Genomic DNA, 22,371 nt, shown 5'->3' with positions numbered 1-22,371 from the left:
AAAAAACACATTTTATAGAATGCAATTACATGAGACTTGACTGGCAAATGAATATAATAAAAAATAACCAAAAATAAAACACGATGTGACAAAACATGTCGCTGAATAGCTGATTACAGCCATCAATTAAGATAATTCATATTTGTTAATTAATATAACGTGTTTGTAAAAATGGATGATAGCGACGACACCTGGATGTCATAACCGTGAGATATAGGGCATTCATGTCATGAAGAAGTTTTTAGTTTTTCTGCTTTCATGTTTTTCAATAAATGCAGTAAACGCAGAAGACTTACAAAATACCGTTAAAGATGCATTAGCGAATCATCCTGAAGTTAATGCTGCAATAAATAGCCGTTATTCCTCGGAGCAAGATCTGCGTGCGGCACAAGGTGGCTATTTGCCATCACTGAATTTAAATGCCGAGGCCGGGCGCAAAAATGTTGATGATGCAACTACCCGCGCTGCAGGACGCAATAACGGTCTGACTCAATCACCTAACGAGGCGACTATCAGCCTCGAGCAGAATGTGTTTAACGGCTTTGCGACCAACAGCGAAGTGGCGCGACAAAAAGCGACCGTTGACTCACGCGCCTATGGTGTGATGAACACCAGTGAAAGCACCGCTTATGCGGTGATTCAGGCCTATTTCGACGTGCTGCAACGCGAAGAGTTTGTACGCCTTGCTGAAGACGATCTGGCGAACCACGAGCGCATTTACGACCAGATAAAACTGCGTACCGATCAGGGCGTTGGGCGCTCCGGGGATTTTATGCAGGCCGAAGCGCGTCTGGCGCAGGCGCGAAACAACCTGCTGACCGAGCAAACTAACCTTGAAGACGCGAAAACCACCTTTATCAGCGTGACGGGCATGGATCCGCAGGGCTTAAGCCAGCCAGAGAGCATTGACTCTCAGCTGCCAACCTCGCTGGAAGATGCCAAAAGTCGGATGGAAAAAAATAATCCATTACTGAAGTCTGCCAATGCGGATATCGAAGCTGCGCACCAGCAGTATGAATCGTCGAAATCCACCTTCTATCCACGTGTGGACGTTGAGCTTTCCCGCGGGATTAGCAACAACACCGATACCACCAGCGCACACACCGAAGAGTGGGAAGCGATGGTCAAACTGCATTACAACCTGTACCAGGGCGGCAGCGACAAAGCCAACATGAACTCCCGCGCTTATCTGCACAAGCAGGCTCAGGATGTACGTAATAACACACTGCGCCAGCTGAATCAGGAGCTGCGCCTGGCCTGGACCGCACTGCAAAACGCACGCGCTCAGATTCCTTCGGCGGAAGAATACGCTGACCGCAGCGTCAAAGTACGCACGGCTTATCAGGATCAATTTAGTCTTGGCGAGCGTACGCTGCTGGATTTACTCGATAGTGAAAATGAAGTGTTCTCCTCTAAACGCCGTCTTGTTGAATTACGTTATCTGGCCATGACCAGTGGCTACCGTATTAGCGAACGCACCGGGGAATTAATGAACATTCTAAAAATCACACCGCCGCCTTCAGGACAACCGGTAGATTCAGCAGAAGAAAATAGCTTACCGGAACTTCATTAATAATTATTAATCCCCAATAAATCTCTGACCTGCACGCTTATAATTAGCTTGCTATTATTTAACCGTGCACGGTCAGAATGGTTGCGAAAATGAGTGCACAAGCCGAATTATTAAATGACGTCCCTGAGAATTACGCTAACCCTAATTCTCAACATCACGACCCACGTAGCCATAATGACGACCCGTTATTAGATAGCTTACTGATTCTGTGTTTTCTGCACGGTAAACCGGCGAGTCGTTCAACATTAAGCAGTGGCCTGCCATTAGAAAACGATCGGCTCACGCTGAATATATTCCCACGCGCGGCGGCAAGGGCCGGTTTAAAGGCGCGAGTCGTCACGCGCACGCTCGATAAAATTCCGGCAATATCTCTGCCTGCTGTCTTGTTATTGAACGCGGGGGGTACCGGGGTGTTGTTGGCATGGAACGATGACGGCAGCGCCCGTTTTATGCCCAGCGAAAGCGAAGGTGGGGAGATTTGCGTTGATGCCGCCACGCTTGAGCAAAACTATGCGGGCAAAGTCATTTTTGCGCATCCGCGCCACGAATTCGATTTGCAGGCAGAGGCCTTTCTGCCGCGTACCAAATCCTGGTTTAAAGACACGCTGAAGCTGTCGCGTTTTCTGTATATGGATGCGGTATTGGCCAGTCTGTTAATCAACCTGATTGCGCTCGGCACACCGCTCTTTACCATGAATGTGTATGACCGCGTCGTGCCAAACCAGGCAACGGTCACACTATGGGTGCTGGCAGTTGGCATCTGCCTGGCTTTTGTCTTTGATCTGATTTTAAAAATGCTGCGCGGTATCTGCCTTGATATTGCAGGTAAGAAAAGCGATCTCATCATCTCTTCAACCCTGTTTGAGCGCATTGTCGGTATGGAGATGAAAGAGCGCCCGGCGCGCGTGGGCAGCTTTGCACAAAACATTCACGAGTTTCAGTCACTGCGTGATTTCCTCTCATCCCTCACTTTGACGACGATTATCGATTTGCCCTTCACCCTGTTACTGCTGATTGTTATTGGCATTATCGGCGGCGCGCTGGCATGGATCCCGGTACTGACATTACCGATTGCCCTGTTGTGCAGTTGGGCACTACAAAAGCCGGTCAACGCTGCGGTGGCAAAAACCATGAGCCTCGCCAGCGAACGTCAGGCACTACTGATTGAAACCCTGAGCAGTCTGGATGCCATCAAAGTGAATAATGCCCAAAGCGAACGCCAGTTCCAGTGGGAACAAACGCTGGGTAGCCTGAGCCGTCTCGAACTGCGGGTGAAAACCTTGTCCAGCCTGGCCAGCAACCTCACCGGCTGGTTCCAGCAAATTTCAGGCGTGGTGATGATCATCGTCGGGGTGTACATGATTATCGACGGCAAACTGAGTATGGGTGGCTTGATCGCCTGCTACATGCTCAATGGTCGCGCCTTGATGCCGCTGGGTCAGCTCACCGGCCTTATCGCCCGCTATCAGCAGGCGAAGCTGACCATCAAAAATACTGAGAAAATGATGTCGCTGACGCAGGAGCGCCGTGCGGATGAAAACCCGCTCAAGCGTGAACAGTTACAGGGCAGCATTGAATTTCGCGATGTGGATTTCAGCTACCCGGAGCAACAAAACCTGTCGCTGCACAAAATTAACCTGACCATTCAGCCCGGTGAGCGCATCGGCATTATCGGGCGCAGCGGTTCCGGTAAAAGTTCGCTGAGTAAACTAATCGTCAATTTATTCCAGCCGAGCGCCGGGAACCTGCTGATCGATGGTATCGACTCTCGTCAGCTGGATGTGAATGATCTGCGCCACAGCATCGGCTACGTGCCACAGGACATCCAGCTATTCAACGGCACGCTGCGCGATAACCTGCTGTGCGGAGCGCGCTATGTCGATGACGAAACCATGCTGCGAGCGGCAGAACTGGCTGGCGTCAACGAATTCGCACGCCTGCATCCCGACGGCTATAACCTGCAGGTCGGCGAACGCGGCTCCCAGCTTTCTGGTGGGCAACGGCAGGCGGTGGCGCTCGCGCGCGCACTGTTGCTTGATCCCCCTCTCCTGCTACTGGATGAACCCACCAGTTCGATGGACAACACCAGCGAAGAGAAGATCAAACACGCGCTGGCCCCCTGTATTGCGGGAAAAACGTTATTACTGGTCACGCACCGCGCTTCCATGCTGTCGCTGGTTGACCGTCTGATTATTGTTGATAAAGGTCGCATCATCGCAGACGGTCCGAAAGGGGTAGTGATGGATGCGTTGAAAAAGGGGCAAATTAATGCGTCTCGCTGATCTCCTGACTCGTGCCCGCAGCTATATGCAGCACTATTTTCGCGGTCGTGATGAAAATCAAACCGACAGTATTAATGAGGTTAGTCAGGCCATAATTGATGACGCCCCAAGAGTGATACGACTGACGTTGTGGGTGATCCTCGCGCTGGTGGTGCTGTCCTTCATCTGGGCTGGTTTTGCAAAAATTGATGAAGTGACACGCGGTGAAGGCAAAGCGATCCCTTCATCAAAACTGCAAAAAATCCAGAACCTGGAAGGGGGAATTGTCACCGAGCTGTACGTGCATGAAGGGCAAATCGTTAACGCCGGAACTCCACTACTGCACCTCGATGACACGCGTTTCGCCTCCAACGTGGGTGAAACCGAAGCCGACAAACTCGGTCTGCGCGCCAAGGTAGAACGCCTGACGGCGGAAGTTGAAAACCGGGACTTTGTGATTTCACCCGAGATAGCCAGCCAGGCGCCGGAAGTCGCCCGGGGAGAAACCGAGCTGTACAACAGCCGTCGGGAACAATTTCACAACGAAATTTCCGGGCTCGAAGAACAGCTGGTGCAGAAAAAACAGGAGCTGCGCGACTTTGAGTCAAAGGAGGATCAGTTTAAGCACAGCCTCGGGTTAATCCGTCAGGAAATCAAAATGTCCGAGCCGCTGCTCGCTTCAGGCGCCATTTCAAAAGTCGAACTGCTGCGCCTGCGTCGTACCGAGGTGGAAACCGCCGGGCAGCTCAATTCTATTAGCCTGTCGCTCCCCAAGGCCACGTCAGAAATTAAAGAGATTGAGAATAAAATCGGTGAAAGCCGTGGCCGTTTCCAGAGCGATGCGCTGGCCCAACTCAATGAAGCTCGCACCAATCTGAGTAAAACCCAGGCAAGCGTTAAAGCACTGGAGGATCGGGTGAACCGTACCATGGTCACCTCACCGGTGCGGGGTATCGTCCAGCAGGTGATGGTGAATACTATCGGCGGCGTCATTCAACCGGGCAGCGATCTGGTGGAAATCGTTCCGCTGGATGACAAACTGTTAATCGAAGCCAAAATCCAGCCGCGCGATATCGCCTTCCTCCATCCGGGTCAACATGCGATGGTGAAATTTACCGCTTACGATTACACCATCTATGGCGGTCTGCAAGGCGAAGTAGTGCAGATAAGCCCGGACACCGTTACCGACAAGCAGGGGCGAAGCTTTTATATTGTGCGTTTGCAGACGGACAAAAATTACCTGGGAACAAAAGAGCATCCGATGCTGATCATTCCCGGCATGGTGGCGAGCGTCGATATTCTCACCGGCAAGAAAACGATTCTGAGCTACCTGTTAAAACCGATTATTCGCGCACGCGCGGAAGCACTCAGAGAACGTTGATCGGATGCGCTCCCTTACATTTTGCCGGGGAGCGCATGAATTTATAACGGCGTGCAAAAAGAGAGCTTTCCACGATTCAGGGTGATTTTCCCGTCATTAACCAGCTCCTGTAACACCTTATGGATGGCACTACGTGAAATATGGTTACGGGTCAAAATAAAAGTATACACGGATGTTTTCTCGCGAACCTCTGGCTCCATCGACCAGATATATTTTACGTGTTCAATAATCTGCTCACGAATAGTACGGTGCGACTGCAACGCTTCACGCTGAAAATAACGTTGAAGATGATGCGTTAAGATATCAAACGCCTGCTTCCATAAGTTTTTGGTCGTAAACAGGTGATCGGCATTTTGTACGCTCATCGCCCACATTTCACAATCGGTATCACAACGTAAATAGTGACCAGCCACTTCCGTACGCATTTGTGGCAGGCCGAGAATAGCAGGTGCAGAAATACTCACGGTGACTAAATCGTTTTCCACACGATAAACAGAGACAGTCCCTTTCTCCAGAAATAAGATTTGTCCATCGGTCTTCAAATCAATACGCTGACGTTTTTTACGTAACGACAGCCAGGCATTATCCGACTTCTTCATTTCATCGCCAACGAGCACTACAGCATTTTCAATTTCTTTCTGGAACATGGGACTCTCTACCGCAAATTATGGCTTAGTCAAAAAGATGGTTAAATTTACTCGGCACTAAAAATAAATGTCAGCTCGCAAACAAGCTGACATTTATTCCCATCTACATCTACCACCGGCATTCCCTGGTGCCATTGACGCGTTAAGGTTCATGCTGTTTTCGCGTGGTGGTGCCATGCAGTATATGGCGCTGTCCATAAAGAATTAATGGCAATCATCTTTGTCGACATTTTTTCATCTTTCTGTTCTTTGCAGAGTAGCCAAAAAGATACAATCAATTGATTTTAATGGATTTTATTTTCATTAAAAAGTTTTCATTCTTGTTATATTATGATACCAATTTGCAACACTTCGCGGTTCTCGCTGTGGAATCAGGTCCATGCTGGTGGTCTTTATAGGCTCAGTGGTATCATGACTAAACAACCACCAGACGCATCATCAAGAGTAGAGACAATATGTCTGAGACTGGCAATGTCAGTTATCTGATTGAAAATAGAATAATATTTACGCCAGCCACACAATGTCTGGCGCGGGTAGATCACCCCAATCAGCGGATAAAACTCAAACACTCAGCGTCGTTATGTCTTTTATTACTTATTCAACATCGCGGGCAAGTGGTTTCTCAAAACGAATTGCTGGAATTCGGTTGGGGTAAAAATCACCGGCAGGTGAGTTTCAACGCCTTTTATCAAAGTATTCTCTCGTTGCGTAAAAGCTTACTGCAGCTGGAGCTTGAACAACCGCTGATCACAACGATCCCCCGCAAAGGGCTGATCATTCAAGAAGAGTTTGATATTCAGGTCATTGAAACACCGGAGGAGAACTCTGCTTCTGCTGAAGAATCCTTAGCGCCAGATGCCACCATTGAGGAATTTTTGGCTGACACACCGCGTCAACCTTTGATAACGGCTGCAGAAACAGTAATGTTGGCACTTACCCTGATAATTTGTGTGCTGATATTATATCCATGGAAAGCCAGCGATGATTATTTCTCCGGCTATATCACTGCGGATAAAGCACCCACTGGCTGTCAGTATTATTTCAATAACGATGCCAGTAATTTCTCCCGGCATACCGCGTTTATCGACAAAAACCCAGGACTGTGTCAGAGCCATAAATTTATCTATATCACGACCTATCCTGAGTCTAAGAAACTGTCCGTGCTGGTGTGTCGCTCACCGATAAAAGCCAGGCAAGAAAATGCCTGTCAGTCGGTATATTACCCACGGTATGATAGCTAATGAACTTATATCCCCGAACGTCCCGCATCCAGACAGGTATTATCCTGCTGCTTTGTTTTGCTGCGCTTATTCTTACTGTCGTCTATCGGTACAGTAAGAACAATGGCGAGTTACATGATCTCACCTGCCGCTCTGCCATCGAAATTGTACGCAATACAAGCTCGTTCCGAGGGATTATTGATATTAAAACCGGGGGCAGTAAAGGTATTGTGAATATTGATGGTATTATCAAAGATGCCGAAAATAATGAGCAAACCGTGCAACGCATGGTACTTTTTACACAATCCAGCTACGGCTCAAGCCCGGTTTGGATTTCACAGAAAATCCAAATTTCCAATCGAGAAACGGCTCCCGCCAGCCTTATTCAGGAACTCCTCCCCGATTTTTTCCTGACCAACACCAGCGTATCCAACGTCGATTTTTTTGCACTGAACAGCGCGACATACCTGATTACCAAAGAGGGGATCCCCTATCTGTACTGCCAGAATTATGCTTTGCCGGAAAATGAATAATCAATAAGCGTTCTGGCGGCAAAACCTACGGATGAATCTCAGTCGTTGTCGGTGATAAGATAGACCATTCAGGTCGAGCCAACGCTCGTCGTTACTGCCCATCAGGCGGCTTTCGAATGACAAATTTGTGGGTTTATGTGAGTTTCCAGGGGCTCACGTGAGACTGCCCAGGTCCCCAAAAAGATTAAAAAAAGAGCAAAAGCGATATGAAAGAGTCACTTGATACGGACTTCACGAACCACACCCCAATGATGCAGCAGTATCTCAAGCTGAAAGCCCAGCACCCGGAGATACTGTTGTTTTACCGCATGGGCGACTTTTACGAACTGTTTTATGACGATGCGAAACGTGCGTCTCAGCTGCTTGATATCTCCCTGACCAAACGCGGCGCGTCTGCGGGCGAGCCAATCCCGATGGCGGGCATTCCTCACCATGCGGTAGAAAACTACCTCGCCAAGCTGGTCAACCAGGGTGAATCCGTCGCTATTTGTGAACAGATTGGCGATCCGGCGACCAGCAAAGGTCCGGTCGAGCGCAAAGTGGTGCGTATCGTCACGCCAGGCACCATCAGTGATGAAGCGCTGTTACAGGAACGCCAGGACAACCTGCTGGCCGCTATCTGGCAGGACAGTAAAGGTTATGGTTACGCCACGCTGGATATCAGCTCCGGGCGTTTTCGTGTTAGCGAACCCGCCGACCGCGAGACCATGGCCGCAGAATTGCAGCGCACCAATCCCGCTGAACTGTTGTATGCCGAAGATTTCGCTGAAACTTCACTGATTGAGGGACGTCGCGGATTACGTCGTCGTCCGCTATGGGAATTTGAAATCGATACCGCTCGCCAGCAGCTAAACCTGCAGTTTGGCACGCGGGATCTGATTGGCTTTGGCGTAGAAAACGCCCCGCGTGGATTATGCGCGGCTGGCTGCCTGCTGCAATACGTAAAAGATACCCAGCGTACTTCGCTGCCGCATATTCGTTCCATCACCATGGAACGTCAGCAGGACAGCATCATTATGGATGCCGCCACGCGCCGCAATCTGGAAATTACCCAGAACCTGGCGGGCGGCGTTGAAAACACGCTGGCTTCAGTACTCGACTGCACCGTGACGCCGATGGGCAGCCGTATGCTCAAGCGCTGGCTGCATATGCCGGTCCGCGACACCAAAGTCCTCACTGAACGCCAACAGACCATCGGCGCGCTACAGGACTCCACCGGTGAATTGCAACCCGTGCTGCGTCAGGTCGGCGATCTTGAACGTATCCTGGCACGTCTGGCCCTGCGTACCGCGCGCCCGCGCGATCTGGCCCGTATGCGTCATGCCTTCCAGCAATTACCAGAACTGCGCGCACAACTGGAAAGCATAGACAGTGCCCCCGTGCAGATGCTGCGCGAGAAAATGGGTGAGTTTGCTGACCTGCGTGAACTGCTGGAACGTGCCGTAGTGGAAGCTCCACCTGTGCTGGTTCGCGACGGTGGCGTCATCGCCCCCGGCTATAACGAAGAACTGGACGAGTGGCGAGCGCTGGCTGATGGCGCAACTGACTATCTGGACAGACTGGAAATTCGTGAGCGCGAGCGCACCGGTCTGGATACGCTGAAAGTTGGGTTTAACGCCGTTCATGGCTACTACATTCAGATCAGTCGCGGGCAAAGTCATCTGGCGCCGATTAACTATGTGCGTCGCCAGACGCTGAAAAACGCCGAACGCTACATTATTCCGGAGCTGAAAGAGTACGAAGACAAAGTTCTGACATCAAAAGGCAAAGCGCTGGCGCTGGAAAAACAGCTGTACGATGAGCTGTTCGACATGCTGCTGCCGCACCTGGCTGATTTGCAACAAAGCGCCAGCGCGCTGGCAGAACTGGACGTACTGGTCAACCTTGCGGAACGCGCTTATACCCTGAATTACACCTGCCCGACCTTCACCGACAAGCCTGGTATTCGTATTACCGAGGGACGTCATCCGGTGGTTGAACAGGTGCTGACCGAGCCGTTTATCGCCAACCCACTTAACCTCTCGCCTCAGCGACGGATGCTGATTATCACCGGCCCGAACATGGGGGGTAAAAGTACCTATATGCGCCAGACTGCGTTAATTGCGCTGCTGGCCTACATCGGCAGCTACGTTCCGGCGCAGAAAGTGGAGATCGGGCCTATCGACCGCATCTTTACCCGCGTGGGCGCGGCGGATGATCTGGCCTCCGGTCGTTCCACCTTCATGGTAGAAATGACCGAAACCGCCAACATTCTGCATAACGCCACCGAGAACAGCCTGGTGCTGATGGATGAGATTGGACGCGGCACCTCCACCTACGACGGCCTGTCGCTGGCGTGGGCGTGCGCGGAAAATCTGGCCAATAAAATCAAAACATTAACGTTGTTTGCCACCCACTACTTCGAACTGACTCAGTTACCGGAGAAAATGGAAGGCGTAGCAAATGTGCATCTTGATGCGTTAGAGCACGGCGATACCATCGCCTTCATGCACAGCGTACAGGATGGTGCGGCGAGCAAGAGCTATGGTCTGGCAGTAGCTGCCCTGGCTGGTGTACCAAAAGAGGTTATTAAACGCGCGCGGCAAAAACTTCGCGAACTGGAAAGCATCGCGCCGAATGTTGCTGCAACTCAGGTCGACGGCACACAGATGTCGCTCCTGTCAGCTCCGGAAGAAACGTCGCCCGCCGTTGAAGCACTGGAAAATCTCGACCCGGATTCGCTAACGCCTCGCCAGGCGCTGGAGTGGATCTACCGGTTGAAGAGTCTGGTGTAACGCCGTAATGCCCGATAGTGATACGCTTATCGGGCCTTCAAAATATCGCTATATGTAGGCCGGGTAAGGCAAAGCCGCACCCGGCGAGTTGTATTAGCGCTTATCTTCTGCCAGCAGCGGTGGAATACTCGGCACCATCGGTGCGTCATCAATATCCTTCTGCGTCATGCGAAACGCTTGCGGGTAGTGCTCGCGGCTGGTACGGCGTAGCGGCTCAGTATCACGCCAGGTGTATAGACAATGCTGGCACTGATATACCGTCCAGACTCCTTTTACCGGCGAGTTTGCCATCACTTCAATATGTTCATCGGCACAACGTGGACAAATCATCTGCTACTCCTTATTTACGGTTAGCCAGCATGGCGGTCAGTTTTTCTGCCCAGGCTTTCGTTTCCGGTAAATCACATACCGGCTGGCTATAGTGCCCACGGTTATCCGGCGCAACCGGCGTGGTCGCATCAATAATTAACTTGTCGGTAATCCCCGCTGGACTGGAACCCGGATCAAGCTCCAGCACCGACATATTCGGCAATTGCACCAGATCGCCCGCCGGATTGACCTTCGAAGACAGCGCCCACATCACCTGCGGCAGGTTGAACGGATCAACATCCTCATCAACCATAATCACCATTTTCACGTAACCCAGGCCATGCGGCGTCGTCATTGCGCGCAGCCCCACCGCGCGGGCAAAGCCGCCGTAGCGTTTTTTGGTGGAGATAATTGCCAGCAAACCGTGGGTATACATGGCATTCACCGCCTGCACTTCCGGGAATTCGGCTTTCAACTGTTGATACAACGGTACGCAGGTTGCCGGCCCCATCAGGTAGTCAATCTCCGTCCACGGCATCCCCAAATACAGCGATTCAAAAATAGGTTTGGTACGATAAGAGACTTTATCGATACGCACGACCGTCATATTACGTCCACCGGAATAGTGCCCGGTAAACTCGCCAAACGGCCCTTCGATTTCACGCTTACGGCTTTCAATTACCCCTTCGAGGATCACTTCTGAACCCCATGGCACGTCAAAGCCGGTGAGCGGCGCGGTAGCGATCGGATACGGACTTTCACGCAGCGCTCCCGCCATTTCGTATTCCGACTGATCGTACTTCAGCGGCGTGGCCCCCATCAGGGTGATGATCGGATCGTTACCCAGCGTGATGGCAATCGGCAGATCTTCACCGCGCTCTTCGGCTTTATGCAGGTGCAGCGCGATATCGTGCATCGGCACCGGCTGCAGGCCAAGCTTGCGTTTGCCCTTCACCTCCATACGATAAATGCCGACGTTCTGTTTGCCAAAGTTGTCCGGATCCAGCGGATCGCGCGACACCACGCAGGCTTTATCAAGATAGAAACCGCCGTCGCCATCGTTCAGGCGAAACAGCGGCAGAATATCAAACAGGTTGATCTCATCACCATCAACACAGTTTTCAGCCCACGCCGGATTGGCGCGACGCTCCGGCGTAACCGGAAATTTATCCCAACGGCGAATAAACTCATCAATCTGTTTTTTCACTGGGGTATTTGGCGGCAGGCCTAAAGAGATGGCGTGATTCTGCCACGAACCAATAGTGTTCATCGCCACGCGGGCATCGGTAAAACCACGAATATTGTCAAACCACAGCGCTGGCGCACCGTCACCAATGCGTCCGGTCGCATTGGCTGCCGCAGCCAGATCCGGCTCGGCGTTAACTTCTTCACTGATTTTCAGCAATTGCCCCTGGTCATCCAGCGCCTGTAAAAAGCTGCGCAAATCATCAAATGCCATTATTCATTCTCCTGTGAAAAATTCTGCGCCTGCCGTAAACCCTGCCAGCGACGGGCGTTGGGGTGTTCCAGACCAAACTGATCGAGCACACGCGCAACGATATGCTGCGTAATGTCATCGACCGTTTGCGGGTGGTTGTAATACGCGGGCATCGGCGGGACCATCGCCACGCCCATGCGGGAAAGTGCGAGCATGTTTTCCAGATGAATCGTGCTAAGCGGCATTTCACGCGGAACCAGAACCAGCTTGCGCCCTTCTTTCAGCACCACATCAGCAGCGCGCCCCACCAGCCCTTCCGCGTAGCCTGCACGAATACCGGCCAGGGTTTTCATACTGCAGGGGATAATGATCATGCCGTCAGTACGAAACGATCCAGAGGAGATGGTTGCCGACTGGTCCGCCGGGTTGTGGCAATAATCGGCCAACGCAGACACATCACGGACGCTGTACGGCGTTTCCAGTTCAATAGTGGTTTTGGCCCACTTTGACAGCACCAGATGGGTTTCCACCTCGGGCATTTCTCGCAGCGCCTGCAATAGCGACACACCAAGTGGCGCGCCGGTTGCCCCGGTCATTCCGACAATCAGTCTCATTTAGCCTCTCAATTTTTGTTCGTGTACGAACATTTTGGTTAAAATACTCTCACATAACATTTCGGGCAAGGTCATCGAGCACAGATCGCTAAAGCCGCAATTGTTAAAAAAAGATGCGTAACCCGCTATGATAGAGACTGACAGGAATTCCGGAGCGCTCATGCCGTTACGAAATAAAGCATTTCACCTTTTACGTCAGCTCTTCCAGCAGCATACGTCCCGCTGGCAACATGAATTACCGGACCTGACCAAACCACAGTATGCGGTGATGCGCGCCATTGCTGAACGTCCCGGCATTGAGCAGGTCGCCCTGACCGAAGCCGCAGTCTGTACCAAGGCAACCCTTGCGGAAATGCTGAGCCGAATGGAAAAACGGGAGCTGGTCAGGCGTGAACATGACCCGGCAGATAAGCGTCGACGGTTTGTTTATTTGACCGCGCAAGGAGAAGCATTACTGGCCAGCGCAACTCCGTTAGGCGATAGCGTGGATGATGAGTTTTTGGGGCGATTATCTGATGAAGAACGTGAGCAGTTCACACGTCTGGTGCGTAAGATGATGAACTAATCTGCCGGATGGCGACATAAATGTCTTATCCGGCCTACAAAGTCCAGCTCCCCGTAGGCCTGATAAACGCAGTGCCATCAGGCAACAAACATAGAAAAAGGCCAGTCCCAATGAGACTGGCCTTTCTTGATAGAACTTGTGCTTACTCGCGGAATAGCGCTTCGATATTCAGTCCCTGAGTCTGCAGGATTTCACGCAGACGACGCAGACCTTCAACCTGAATCTGGCGAACACGTTCACGGGTGAGACCAATTTCACGGCCCACATCTTCCAGTGTCGCAGCTTCGTACCCCAGCAGACCAAAACGACGTGCCAGCACTTCACGCTGTTTGGCGTTCAGTTCGAACAGCCATTTGACGATGCTCTGTTTCATATCATCGTCTTGCGTGGTGTCTTCCGGGCCGTTTTCCTTTTCATCGGCCAGAATATCCAGCAACGCTTTTTCGGAATCGCCACCCAGCGGGGTGTCTACCGAGGTAATACGCTCGTTGAGTCGGAGCATACGGCTGACGTCATCAACCGGTTTATCCAGTTGTTCAGCAATCTCTTCTGCGCTCGGTTCGTGGTCCAGTTTATGCGACAACTCACGCGCGGTACGCAGATAGACGTTCAGCTCTTTTACAATGTGGATCGGCAGTCGGATCGTACGGGTTTGGTTCATAATCGCCCGTTCAATCGTCTGGCGGATCCACCAGGTTGCGTATGTTGAGAAGCGGAACCCGCGTTCCGGGTCAAACTTCTCGACGGCACGGATCAGTCCCAGATTGCCCTCTTCAATCAGGTCCAGCAATGCCAGACCACGATTGCCATAACGACGAGCAATTTTCACCACCAGACGCAGGTTACTTTCAATCATGCGACGGCGAGAAGCGACATCCCCACGCAGTGCGCGACGCGCAAAATAAACTTCTTCTTCGGCTGTTAACAGTGGTGAATAACCAATCTCACCAAGGTAAAGCTGAGTCGCGTCCAACACACGCTGTGTGGCCCCCTGCGATAACAGCTCTTCTTCAGCCAGGTCGTTATCACTGGGTTCCTCTTCACTCAAGGCTTTTTCATCAAAAGCCTCTACTCCGTTCTCATCAAATTCCGCATCTTCATTTAAATCATGAACTTTCAGCGTATTCTGACTCATAAAGGTGGCTCCTACCCGTGATCCCTAACGGAACTAGCACGTGAAAGCCTGGTTCCGCCGAATTATCGCTGCGGTAAATAGCGCAGCGGGTTTACGGATTTCCCCTTGTAACGAATTTCAAAATGCAAGCGTGTTGAACTGGTTCCGGTGCTACCCATGGTAGCTATTTTCTGCCCCGCCTTGATTTCTTGTTGTTCCCGGACCAGCATTGTATCGTTATGGGCGTAGGCACTCAGGTAATCATCGTTATGTTTGATGATAATAAGATTACCGTAACCGCGCAGTGCGTTACCGGCATATACGACGCGTCCATCTGCGGTCGCGACAATAGCCTGTCCTTTACTGCCTGCAATATCGATCCCTTTATTGCCACCTTCAGTAGCCGCGAAGTTTTCGATTACTTTGCCGTCAGTCGGCCAGCGCCAGGTAGAGATTGGCGAGCTGGTTGACGTTGAGCTTGCAGTTGATTCGGTTGCGCTAACTGCTGGAGCCGTTACAGGCGCTGTGACAACGGTCCCAGCAGGCTTGTTGTTCGGCAACATTTTATTAGCACTTTGTTCACCTGAATCCTCAGAATACGTAATTGTTGGTTTCGAAGCAACAGCAACGGTGGAATTTTGTGCAGGGTTGGTCACAACTCCTTGCTGTGCTGCATCCGCCTGGGTGATGGCATTCCCACCAGTAATCGGTGTACCCGACGCGTTGCCCACTTGCAGAGTTTGACCGACATTCAGGCCATACGGGGCCGGAACGTTATTGCGTTGTGCGAGATCACGGAAATCGTTCCCGGTAATCCAGGCGATATAGAAAAGGGTATCGCCTTTCTTAACAGTATAGGTACTGCCGCCCGTATAGCTACCTTTCGGAATGTTCCCATACTTACGGTTGTACACAATACGACCGTTTTCCATCTGAACAGGCTGTTCCGCGACAGGCTGGATCTGTGTTGACTGTGTGGTCGGACGCTGCACCGGCTGGATCTGTGGCGTTTGCTGTACTGTCGACGTCGAGCCCATTTTTGGTGGAGGCGTAATCAGCATGCCGGAATTGGTGTTCGTTGATGCACCGCCATCAACGGAACTGACCGGTGCAGGTGGATTCGAGGTATTTGAACAACCTGCCAGCCATAATGAAACCAGTGACAATGCCGCAATGCGGCGAACGGTAAATTTGTGGCTTCCCGCGCTCATTTATCCCCCAGGAAAATTTGGTTAAAACCAGTGACGTAATCACCGTGCAAGGCATCGGACTGGGCACTGGAAACGTGACCACGATACGCTTACTAATTCCAGAATATCCAGGAAAACTCCAGGTATTCATTGCCTGTATCTACGCAAGCTCCCCTTTTACTAAGGGAACGAAACGTACGGCCTCCACGGTATCGATAATAAATTCGCCTCCCCGACGACGCACCCGTTTCAGAAACTGGTGCTCGTCGCCCACGGGTAAGACGAGAATGCCGCCTTCATCCAACTGCATCATTAGCGCAGTTGGGATCTCAGGCGGCGCTGCCGTAACAATGATAGCGTCAAACGGGGCTCGCGCTTGCCAGCCCTGCCATCCATCACCATGACGGGTAGAAACATTATGTAAATCAAGCTGTTTAAGTCGACGACGCGCCTGCCACTGCAAACCTTTAATGCGCTCAACAGAGCACACATGATGCACCAGGTGCGCCAGAATCGCCGTTTGGTAGCCAGAGCCGGTACCAATTTCCAGCACCCGGGACTGCGGCGTTAACTCAAGCAGCTCGGTCATCCGCGCAACCATATAGGGCTGCGAAATCGTCTGCCCCTGACCAATCGGCAGGGCAATATTGTCCCAGGCCTTATGTTCAAACGCCTCATCAATGAATTTTTCGCGCGGCACGGCGGCAAGTGCATCGAGAACAAGCTCATCTCTGATGCCCTGCGCACGTAATTGTTCAAGAAGAGTGTGTACGCGTCTGCTTACCATTGCGTGTCGGCTCCCACGCTGTCTAACCAGTCAGAAACAACTTCATGCGCGCCGTAGGCGGTTAAATCGACATGCAGCGGCGTAATGGAAACATAGCCTTCATCGACAGCGGCAAAATCAGTATCCGGTCCAGCGTCGCACTTTTCGCCCGGCGGCCCGATCCAGTACAGCGTATTACCGCGCGGGTCCTGCTGTGGGATCACCTGATCCGCAGGATGGCGGCTACCGCAGCGGGTGACGCGGATACCTTTAATCTGATCCAGCGGTAAATCCGGCACGTTGATATTCAAAATGCGCCCGGTGCGCAGCGGTTCGCGACTCAGCGCCCGTAAGATACGGCAGGTTACTGCGGCAGCAGTATCGTAGTGTTTATGCCCATCAAGTGAGACCGCCAGCGCAGGAAAGCCCAGGTGACGACCTTCCATCGCCGCCGCAACGGTACCGGAATAGATAACATCATCGCCCAGATTAGGACCTGCGTTAATACCAGACACGACAATGTCCGGACGCGGACGCATTAATGCGTTCACGCCCAGATAGACGCAATCGGTAGGTGTACCCATTTGTACGGCGATATCACCGTTATCATAGGTGAACGTGCGAAGTGAGGATTCCAGCGTCAGCGAGTTAGACGCGCCACTGCGGTTACGATCCGGGGCAACCACCTGTACGTCAGCAAACTCACGCAGCGCTTTCGCCAGCGTTTGTATACCGGGTGCGTGGACCCCATCATCGTTACTCAGCAATATACGCATAATCACCCATTGTGTTAATAAGTTCCCTTACAACACTGGTGGCGAAGCTACCTGCCGGTAGCCAGAAACGTAACTCAACGGTTACGTCATCCCACCAGTTCCAGCTTAATTGTTGTGGATACAGCAACATAGCACGACGCGATGCGTCGACTTTCTCGCGCAACAACAGCGACTGCAGCGCGGTTTCATCAGCAATAGCGGCTTCTTCAAACGCCAGCGCGTCGCGCTGAGTTCCCCACTCACCGCTGCCCGGTAATGCCGCTGTAATCATCAATTCTTTATCATCGACGCGACGCTGTAATTCGGTCTGTTCTTCCTGCGTGGCGACAAACCAACTTCCGCGTCCCGACAATTGTAGCGCATCGCCGTCAACAACTTGATTAAAGTCTGTTTTTTTCAAGCGTTCACTGACTATCTGATTAAACAACGCGCTACGGGCCGCCGACAACCAAAAACTGCGCTTATTGCGATCGCGCACCGGCGCATCGCTTTGCGCCCAGCGCAGCGCCCCTTGCAGGTTGCTGCCGCCAATACCAAAACGCTGAGCGCCAAAATAGTTCGGTACGCCGCGCTCGCTAATCGCCTGCAAACGCGCTTCAACGTCATTTCGCTGGCTCACTTCACGCAGCACCAGCGTAAATTCGTTACCTTTCAGCGCCCCTAAACGCAGCTTACGCTTGTGGCGCGCGTACTCCAGCACTTTACAGCCTTCGAGTTCAAATTTGCTTAAATCAGGCATTGCATTGCCCGGCACGCGCGCGCACAGCCACTGTTCCGTGACTGCATGCTTGTCTTTCTGGCCAGCAAAGCTCACTTCACGGGCGTGAATTTTCAGGAACTTCGCTAGCGCGTCAGCCACAAAACGGGTATTACAGCCGTTTTTCAGGATACGCACCAAAATGTGCTCACCTTCGCCATCCGGTTCGAAGCCTAAATCTTCGACGACGACAAAGTCTTCCGGATTCGCTTTCAGAACGCCATGGCCTTGTGGTTTGCCATGGAGATACGTCAGATCTTCAAACGCAGTCATTTCGTTGCCTTAATGAGTAACGCCACCGCTTCACAGGCAATCCCTTCCCCACGCCCGGTAAAACCGAGTTTTTCCGTGGTGGTCGCTTTCACGTTAACATCATCCATATGGCAGCCGAGATCTTCGGCAATAAACACGCGCATTTGCGGAATGTGCGGCAGCATCTTCGGCGCCTGAGCAATAATCGTCACATCCACATTACCAAGCGTATAGCCTTTGGCCTGAATACGCCGCCAGGCTTCACGCAATAATTCACGACTATCTGCACCTTTAAAGGCCGGGTCGGTGTCCGGGAAGAGTTTACCGATATCCCCCAGCGCAGCCGCGCCCAGCAGTGCATCGGTTAACGCGTGTAACGCCACGTCGCCATCAGAATGCGCCAGCAATCCTTTTTCATACGGGATGCGCACACCACCAATGATAATTGGGCCAACTCCGCCAAAAGCGTGTACGTCGAAACCGTGTCCAATTCGCATTATGCCTTCTCCTGATATACACAACATCCTCCAGGCAGCCTGAAGAATGATGTATCTAGATAGTTCGGGTCAGATAAAATTCCGCCAGAGCCAGATCTTCCGGGCGGGTGACTTTGATGTTGTCAGCGCGTCCTTCGACCAGCTGCGGATGAAAACCGCAATATTCCAGCGCCGAGGCTTCGTCCGTAATGGTTGCGCCTTCGTTTAGCGCACGGGTCAGACAATCATGCAACAGCTCGCGAGGGAAAAACTGCGGCGTCAACGCATGCCATAAATCGGTGCGATCGACCGTATGGGCGATGTCTGTTCGGCCCGGCTCCGCGCGTTTCATCGTGTCGCGCACCGGCGCGGCAAGGATCCCACCGATGCGGCTGGTTTCACTTATTGCCAGCAAACGAGATAAATCTTCCTGATGCAGGCACGGACGCGCGGCATCATGCACCAGTACCCAACTGGCCTCACCTGCGGCTTGCAAACCAGCAAGGACAGAATCGGCACGCTCGTTGCCACCATCCACCACGGTAATTTGCGGGTGCGCTGCGAGTGGAAGTTGGGCAAAGCGACTGTCGCCTGGGCTAATAGCGATGACGACTCGCGTCACCCGGGGATGAGCCAGCAGCGCATCAACCGAGTGTTCGAGAATGGTTTTATTGCCAATAGAGAGGTACTGCTTAGGACACTCTGTTTGCATTCGGCGGCCAAACCCGGCAGCCGGCACCACGGCGCAAACGTCCATTAAAGTGGCTGCCATGTTAAATCCCTGGACGGTTTATCGATTGTTTTGCCCTGCAGTCTGAGCGCGTTTAGACGCGTCAGGCACCAGACGATAAAAGGTTTCGCCTGGCTTAGTCATACTGAGTTCGTTACGCGCGCGCTCTTCGATAGCCTCTTGCCCGCCATTGAGATCGTCAATTTCGGCAAAAAGCTGATCGTTACGCGCTTTCAGTTTCGCGTTTGTAGCTTGCTGCGCCGCAACATCATCGTTGACGCGACTATAGTCATGTATGCCGTTCTTACCGAACCACAGCGAATACTGTAGCCAGACTAATAAAGCCAGCAACAGCAACGTAAGTTTACCCATCCTGCCCCCTGAAAAACGGCATCAACATCCCATAAACTCCGCTGACAACTTTACATCAACGGACGGGAATGCCGCGACAACGCGGGCAAATGTACCACATTTGCCCGTTGTTACGTATACCCCATGTAAGGAGAACATAATCTCATTGTTGGTTACGGTTTGAATTATGGCCAGACAGTGAACAACAGCGGCGATCGCGTGAAAGGACGTATGCCTAACCCAGTAGCCACAGGAACAGTGCGCCAAACATTGCGCCAACCACCAGCAGGGTACAGGCAATACTCAGCAGCAATCTCCCCTTCAATAGCGAATGCAGGGCAATACCCGCGACAATCGCCACGGGCAACAACGCAAGGAAAAAGGGCCAGGTATAGAGGAAGAAAAACAGTGTGTTAGGGCCATACATCAGACACGGGAATCCCAGCGCCAGCAACCACGCGACAAAACCGACCACGGCTCCTGGGAGTGACCAGGTAGTTTCGTCGTCGGCGGCGAAGGTATCTGACTCTGTAATAGTAATGTTATGGCTGTTACGCATATCTAATCCTGTGACCGTGACTGACCGGGCGTGCAAGCTCGGGTGTCTCAGGATCTGATAATATCTTCCTGCCTCAGCAGGTCTAATAATTGAGGAACCAAATTTGTTACCAATTGTTCACCATCAAGATGAATCTCTGGCGATTCAGGCGCTTCGTAAACCGAGTCAATTCCGGTGAAATTGCGCAACTCTCCCGCACGCGCTTTTTTATACAGCCCTTTTGGATCGCGAGCTTCGCACGTTGCTAATGGCGTATCGACAAAAACCTCAATAAAACGCCCTTCACCCACGCGCTCGCGAACCATTTTTCGCTCGGCGCGATGTGGAGAGATAAACGCAGTCAACACCACCAGGCCGGCGTCTACCATCAGGTTAGCCACTTCACCAACCCGACGAATATTCTCCTTGCGATCGGCATCGCTAAACCCAAGATCGCTGCACAGACCGTGACGCACGTTATCGCCATCCAGCAGATAGGTGCTCACCCCTAGCTTATGCAGCGCTTCTTCCAGCGCCCCTGCTACCGTGGATTTACCGGAACCTGACAGCCCGGTAAACCACAGCACAACACCACGATGACCGTGGCGTTGTTCCCGCTGTTGCGGTGTAACAGGATGGGCATGCCAGACGACGTTTTCGTCATGCAGCGCCATTATTTTCCTCCCAGCAGATCGCGCGCACCCCAGTGTGGGAAGTGGCGACGCACCAGTGCATTAAGCTCCAGCTCAAACGCGCTGAACTGAGAAGCTGTGGCAAGCTCCTGGACGATTGGCTCACGCACCAGTCCCGCGCCAACGGTAACGTTGGTCAGGCGGTCAATGATAATCAGCCCGCCCGTAACCGGATTCTGCTGATAGGTATCCAGCACCAGCGGCTCATCAAAAGTCAGATTAACCAGACCGATACCGTTCAGCGGTAGCGCTTCAACGTCACGTTGGGTCAGGTTATTAATATCGACCTGATACTGCACGCTATCTACGCGTGCGCGGGTCTTCTTGCCCGCGACTTTTATGTCGTAGCTCTGCCCTGGCGACAACGGTTGTTCCGCCATCCACACCACATCAACAGCTGTGCTTTGTACTGTCGGCAGCGTTTCACCGGCATCAAGTAACAGGTCGCCCCGGCTAATATCGATCTCATCTTTCAGCACCAGGGTGATCGCTTCACCCGCATGCGCTTCCTGTAAATCGCCATCAAAGGTTACGATCCGCGCCACGCTTGACTCAACGCCGGACGGCAGCACTTTGACGCGCTGTCCGACCTTCACGCTACCGGAGGCCAGCGTTCCGGCATAACCACGGAAATCCAGATTCGGTCGGTTCACATACTGCACCGGGAAGCGCATCGGCTGAGTATCAACAATGCGCTGGATCTCAACGGTTTCCAGCACTTCCAGCAGCGTCGGACCGCTGTACCACGGCATACTGGCGCTTTGCGAAGCCACGTTGTCGCCTTCCAGCGCAGAGAGCGGCACAAACCGGATATCCAGGTTGCCCGGCAGTTGTTCAGCAAAAGTAAGATAGTCTTCGCGAATGCGGTTAAATGTCTCTTCGCTAAAGTCCACCAGATCCATTTTGTTGATCGCCACTACCAGGTGTTTGATCCCAAGCAGCGTGGAGATAAAGCTATGACGACGAGTCTGATCCAGCACGCCTTTACGCGCATCGATCAGTAGGATCGCCAGGTCGCAGGTCGACGCACCGGTCGCCATGTTACGGGTGTACTGCTCATGCCCGGGAGTGTCCGCAATAATAAATTTACGCTTCTCGGTAGAGAAATAACGATACGCCACGTCGATGGTGATGCCCTGCTCGCGCTCGGCCTGCAAGCCGTCAACCAATAACGCCAGATCAAGCTTTTCGCCCTGAGTGCCGTGACGTTTACTGTCATTGTGCAGCGATGAAAGCTGGTCTTCATAAATCTGACGCGTGTCGTGCAGCAGGCGGCCAATCAGGGTACTTTTCCCATCATCCACGCTACCGCAGGTTAAAAAGCGCAGCAGACTTTTGTGTTGCTGGGCAACCATCCAGGCTTCAACGCCGCCTTCATTAGCAATTTGTTGTGCAAGTGTCGTATTCATGGCGG

At 52.3% G+C, this 22,371-nt stretch carries 22 protein-coding genes; 7 read left to right on the top strand and 15 right to left on the bottom strand.

Going from position 1 to position 22,371, the window contains the following annotated elements; genetic code table 11:
- Positions 1-229 precede the first annotated feature (229 nt).
- From OGY08_RS20785 to OGY08_RS20775, 3 genes are all read left to right on the top strand, one after another.
- On the top strand, positions 230-1,573 hold the full coding sequence (locus tag OGY08_RS20785) for a TolC family outer membrane protein (RefSeq protein ID WP_125363201.1): 1,344 nt from the start codon (positions 230-232) through the stop codon (positions 1,571-1,573).
- Positions 1,574-1,662: 89 nt separating this feature from the next.
- On the top strand, positions 1,663-3,855 hold the full coding sequence (locus OGY08_RS20780; protein ID WP_286566468.1) for a type I secretion system permease/ATPase: 2,193 nt from the start codon (positions 1,663-1,665) through the stop codon (positions 3,853-3,855).
- On the top strand, positions 3,842-5,215 hold the full coding sequence (locus OGY08_RS20775) for an HlyD family type I secretion periplasmic adaptor subunit (RefSeq protein WP_053069349.1): 1,374 nt from the start codon (positions 3,842-3,844) through the stop codon (positions 5,213-5,215). The genes OGY08_RS20780 and OGY08_RS20775 overlap by 14 nt, the downstream gene beginning before the upstream one ends.
- A gap of 41 nt (positions 5,216-5,256) precedes the next feature.
- Here the strand turns inward: OGY08_RS20775 and OGY08_RS20770 are convergent, their stop codons facing one another.
- Positions 5,257-5,862: a helix-turn-helix domain-containing protein gene (locus OGY08_RS20770; RefSeq protein WP_008785664.1), complete on the bottom strand. Its 606-nt coding sequence runs from the start codon at positions 5,860-5,862 to the stop codon at positions 5,257-5,259.
- 455 nt (positions 5,863-6,317) lie between these two features.
- Between OGY08_RS20770 and OGY08_RS20765 the strand changes: the two genes are divergently transcribed.
- The 3 genes from OGY08_RS20765 (at position 6,318) to mutS (ending at position 10,389) form a co-directional block, all read left to right on the top strand.
- Positions 6,318-7,103, top strand: a complete 786-nt coding sequence (locus tag OGY08_RS20765) for a winged helix-turn-helix domain-containing protein (RefSeq protein WP_057068066.1) — start codon at positions 6,318-6,320, stop codon at positions 7,101-7,103.
- Complete coding sequence (locus tag OGY08_RS20760) at positions 7,103-7,615, top strand: YqeJ family protein (RefSeq protein ID WP_003825820.1); 513 nt, start codon at positions 7,103-7,105, stop codon at positions 7,613-7,615. Before OGY08_RS20765 ends, OGY08_RS20760 begins: the two co-directional genes overlap by 1 nt.
- A 206-nt stretch (positions 7,616-7,821) precedes the next feature.
- Entirely contained in the window at positions 7,822-10,389 is a 2,568-nt protein-coding gene (gene mutS, locus OGY08_RS20755; RefSeq protein ID WP_286566464.1) for a DNA mismatch repair protein MutS, read from the top strand.
- Between the two features lie 93 nt (positions 10,390-10,482).
- Here mutS and OGY08_RS20750 read toward each other — a convergent pair whose 3' ends face one another.
- The 3 genes from OGY08_RS20750 to OGY08_RS20740 are packed head-to-tail and all read right to left on the bottom strand — an operon-like array spanning position 10,483 to position 12,750.
- Positions 10,483-10,719, bottom strand: a complete 237-nt coding sequence (locus OGY08_RS20750) for a non-oxidative hydroxyarylic acid decarboxylases subunit D (RefSeq protein ID WP_032944812.1) — start codon at positions 10,717-10,719, stop codon at positions 10,483-10,485.
- Between the two features lie 10 nt (positions 10,720-10,729).
- Positions 10,730-12,157, bottom strand: a complete 1,428-nt coding sequence (locus OGY08_RS20745) for a non-oxidative hydroxyarylic acid decarboxylases subunit C (RefSeq protein ID WP_003825816.1) — start codon at positions 12,155-12,157, stop codon at positions 10,730-10,732.
- Entirely contained in the window at positions 12,157-12,750 is a 594-nt protein-coding gene (locus OGY08_RS20740) for a non-oxidative hydroxyarylic acid decarboxylases subunit B (RefSeq protein WP_125363203.1), read from the bottom strand. Before OGY08_RS20740 ends, OGY08_RS20745 begins: the two co-directional genes overlap by 1 nt.
- A gap of 160 nt (positions 12,751-12,910) precedes the next feature.
- On the opposite strand from OGY08_RS20740, the gene OGY08_RS20735 reads away from it, so the two are divergent.
- Positions 12,911-13,315, top strand: a complete 405-nt coding sequence (locus OGY08_RS20735; protein WP_125363204.1) for a MarR family winged helix-turn-helix transcriptional regulator — start codon at positions 12,911-12,913, stop codon at positions 13,313-13,315.
- 142 nt (positions 13,316-13,457) lie between these two features.
- On the opposite strand, the gene rpoS is transcribed toward OGY08_RS20735, so the two are convergent.
- The 11 genes from rpoS to cysN all read right to left on the bottom strand — a co-directional run bounded on the left by rpoS (position 13,458) and on the right by cysN (position 22,366).
- Entirely contained in the window at positions 13,458-14,450 is a 993-nt protein-coding gene (gene rpoS, locus OGY08_RS20730) for an RNA polymerase sigma factor RpoS (RefSeq protein WP_000081498.1), read from the bottom strand.
- Between the two features lie 62 nt (positions 14,451-14,512).
- On the bottom strand, positions 14,513-15,595 hold the full coding sequence (nlpD, locus tag OGY08_RS20725) for a murein hydrolase activator NlpD (RefSeq protein ID WP_223849051.1): 1,083 nt from the start codon (positions 15,593-15,595) through the stop codon (positions 14,513-14,515).
- 184 nt (positions 15,596-15,779) lie between these two features.
- A complete protein-coding gene (locus OGY08_RS20720) occupies positions 15,780-16,406 on the bottom strand; it encodes a protein-L-isoaspartate(D-aspartate) O-methyltransferase (protein ID WP_003034172.1) in 627 nt (208 codons plus the stop codon).
- Positions 16,400-17,161, bottom strand: a complete 762-nt coding sequence (gene surE, locus OGY08_RS20715; RefSeq protein ID WP_003825728.1) for a 5'/3'-nucleotidase SurE — start codon at positions 17,159-17,161, stop codon at positions 16,400-16,402. Before surE ends, OGY08_RS20720 begins: the two co-directional genes overlap by 7 nt.
- Positions 17,142-18,191 carry a tRNA pseudouridine(13) synthase TruD gene (gene truD, locus OGY08_RS20710; protein WP_048215656.1) on the bottom strand — a complete coding sequence of 350 codons (1,050 nt, stop codon included), beginning with the start codon at positions 18,189-18,191 and terminating at the stop codon, positions 17,142-17,144. The genes surE and truD overlap by 20 nt, the downstream gene beginning before the upstream one ends.
- Complete coding sequence (gene ispF / locus OGY08_RS20705) at positions 18,188-18,667, bottom strand: 2-C-methyl-D-erythritol 2,4-cyclodiphosphate synthase (RefSeq protein ID WP_003034167.1); 480 nt, start codon at positions 18,665-18,667, stop codon at positions 18,188-18,190. The genes truD and ispF overlap by 4 nt, the downstream gene beginning before the upstream one ends.
- 55 nt (positions 18,668-18,722) lie before the next feature.
- Positions 18,723-19,418: a 2-C-methyl-D-erythritol 4-phosphate cytidylyltransferase gene (ispD, locus tag OGY08_RS20700; RefSeq protein WP_008785675.1), complete on the bottom strand. Its 696-nt coding sequence runs from the start codon at positions 19,416-19,418 to the stop codon at positions 18,723-18,725.
- A gap of 18 nt (positions 19,419-19,436) precedes the next feature.
- Positions 19,437-19,748: a cell division protein FtsB gene (gene ftsB, locus OGY08_RS20695; RefSeq protein ID WP_003034163.1), complete on the bottom strand. Its 312-nt coding sequence runs from the start codon at positions 19,746-19,748 to the stop codon at positions 19,437-19,439.
- Between the two features lie 214 nt (positions 19,749-19,962).
- Positions 19,963-20,286, bottom strand: coding sequence for a DUF3561 family protein (locus tag OGY08_RS20690; RefSeq protein ID WP_020996298.1), 324 nt, complete (start codon positions 20,284-20,286; stop codon positions 19,963-19,965).
- Positions 20,287-20,333: 47 nt separating this feature from the next.
- Positions 20,334-20,939, bottom strand: coding sequence for an adenylyl-sulfate kinase (gene cysC, locus OGY08_RS20685; RefSeq protein ID WP_003034157.1), 606 nt, complete (start codon positions 20,937-20,939; stop codon positions 20,334-20,336).
- Positions 20,939-22,366, bottom strand: a complete 1,428-nt coding sequence (gene cysN, locus OGY08_RS20680; protein ID WP_286566458.1) for a sulfate adenylyltransferase subunit CysN — start codon at positions 22,364-22,366, stop codon at positions 20,939-20,941. Before cysN ends, cysC begins: the two co-directional genes overlap by 1 nt.
- Between the last annotated feature and the right edge of the window lie 5 nt (positions 22,367-22,371).

This window comes from Citrobacter sp. Cpo069, assembly GCF_030332785.1.
Lineage (GTDB): Bacteria > Pseudomonadota > Gammaproteobacteria > Enterobacterales > Enterobacteriaceae > Citrobacter > Citrobacter portucalensis.
This window is presented reverse-complemented; position numbering and strand designations above follow the sequence as displayed.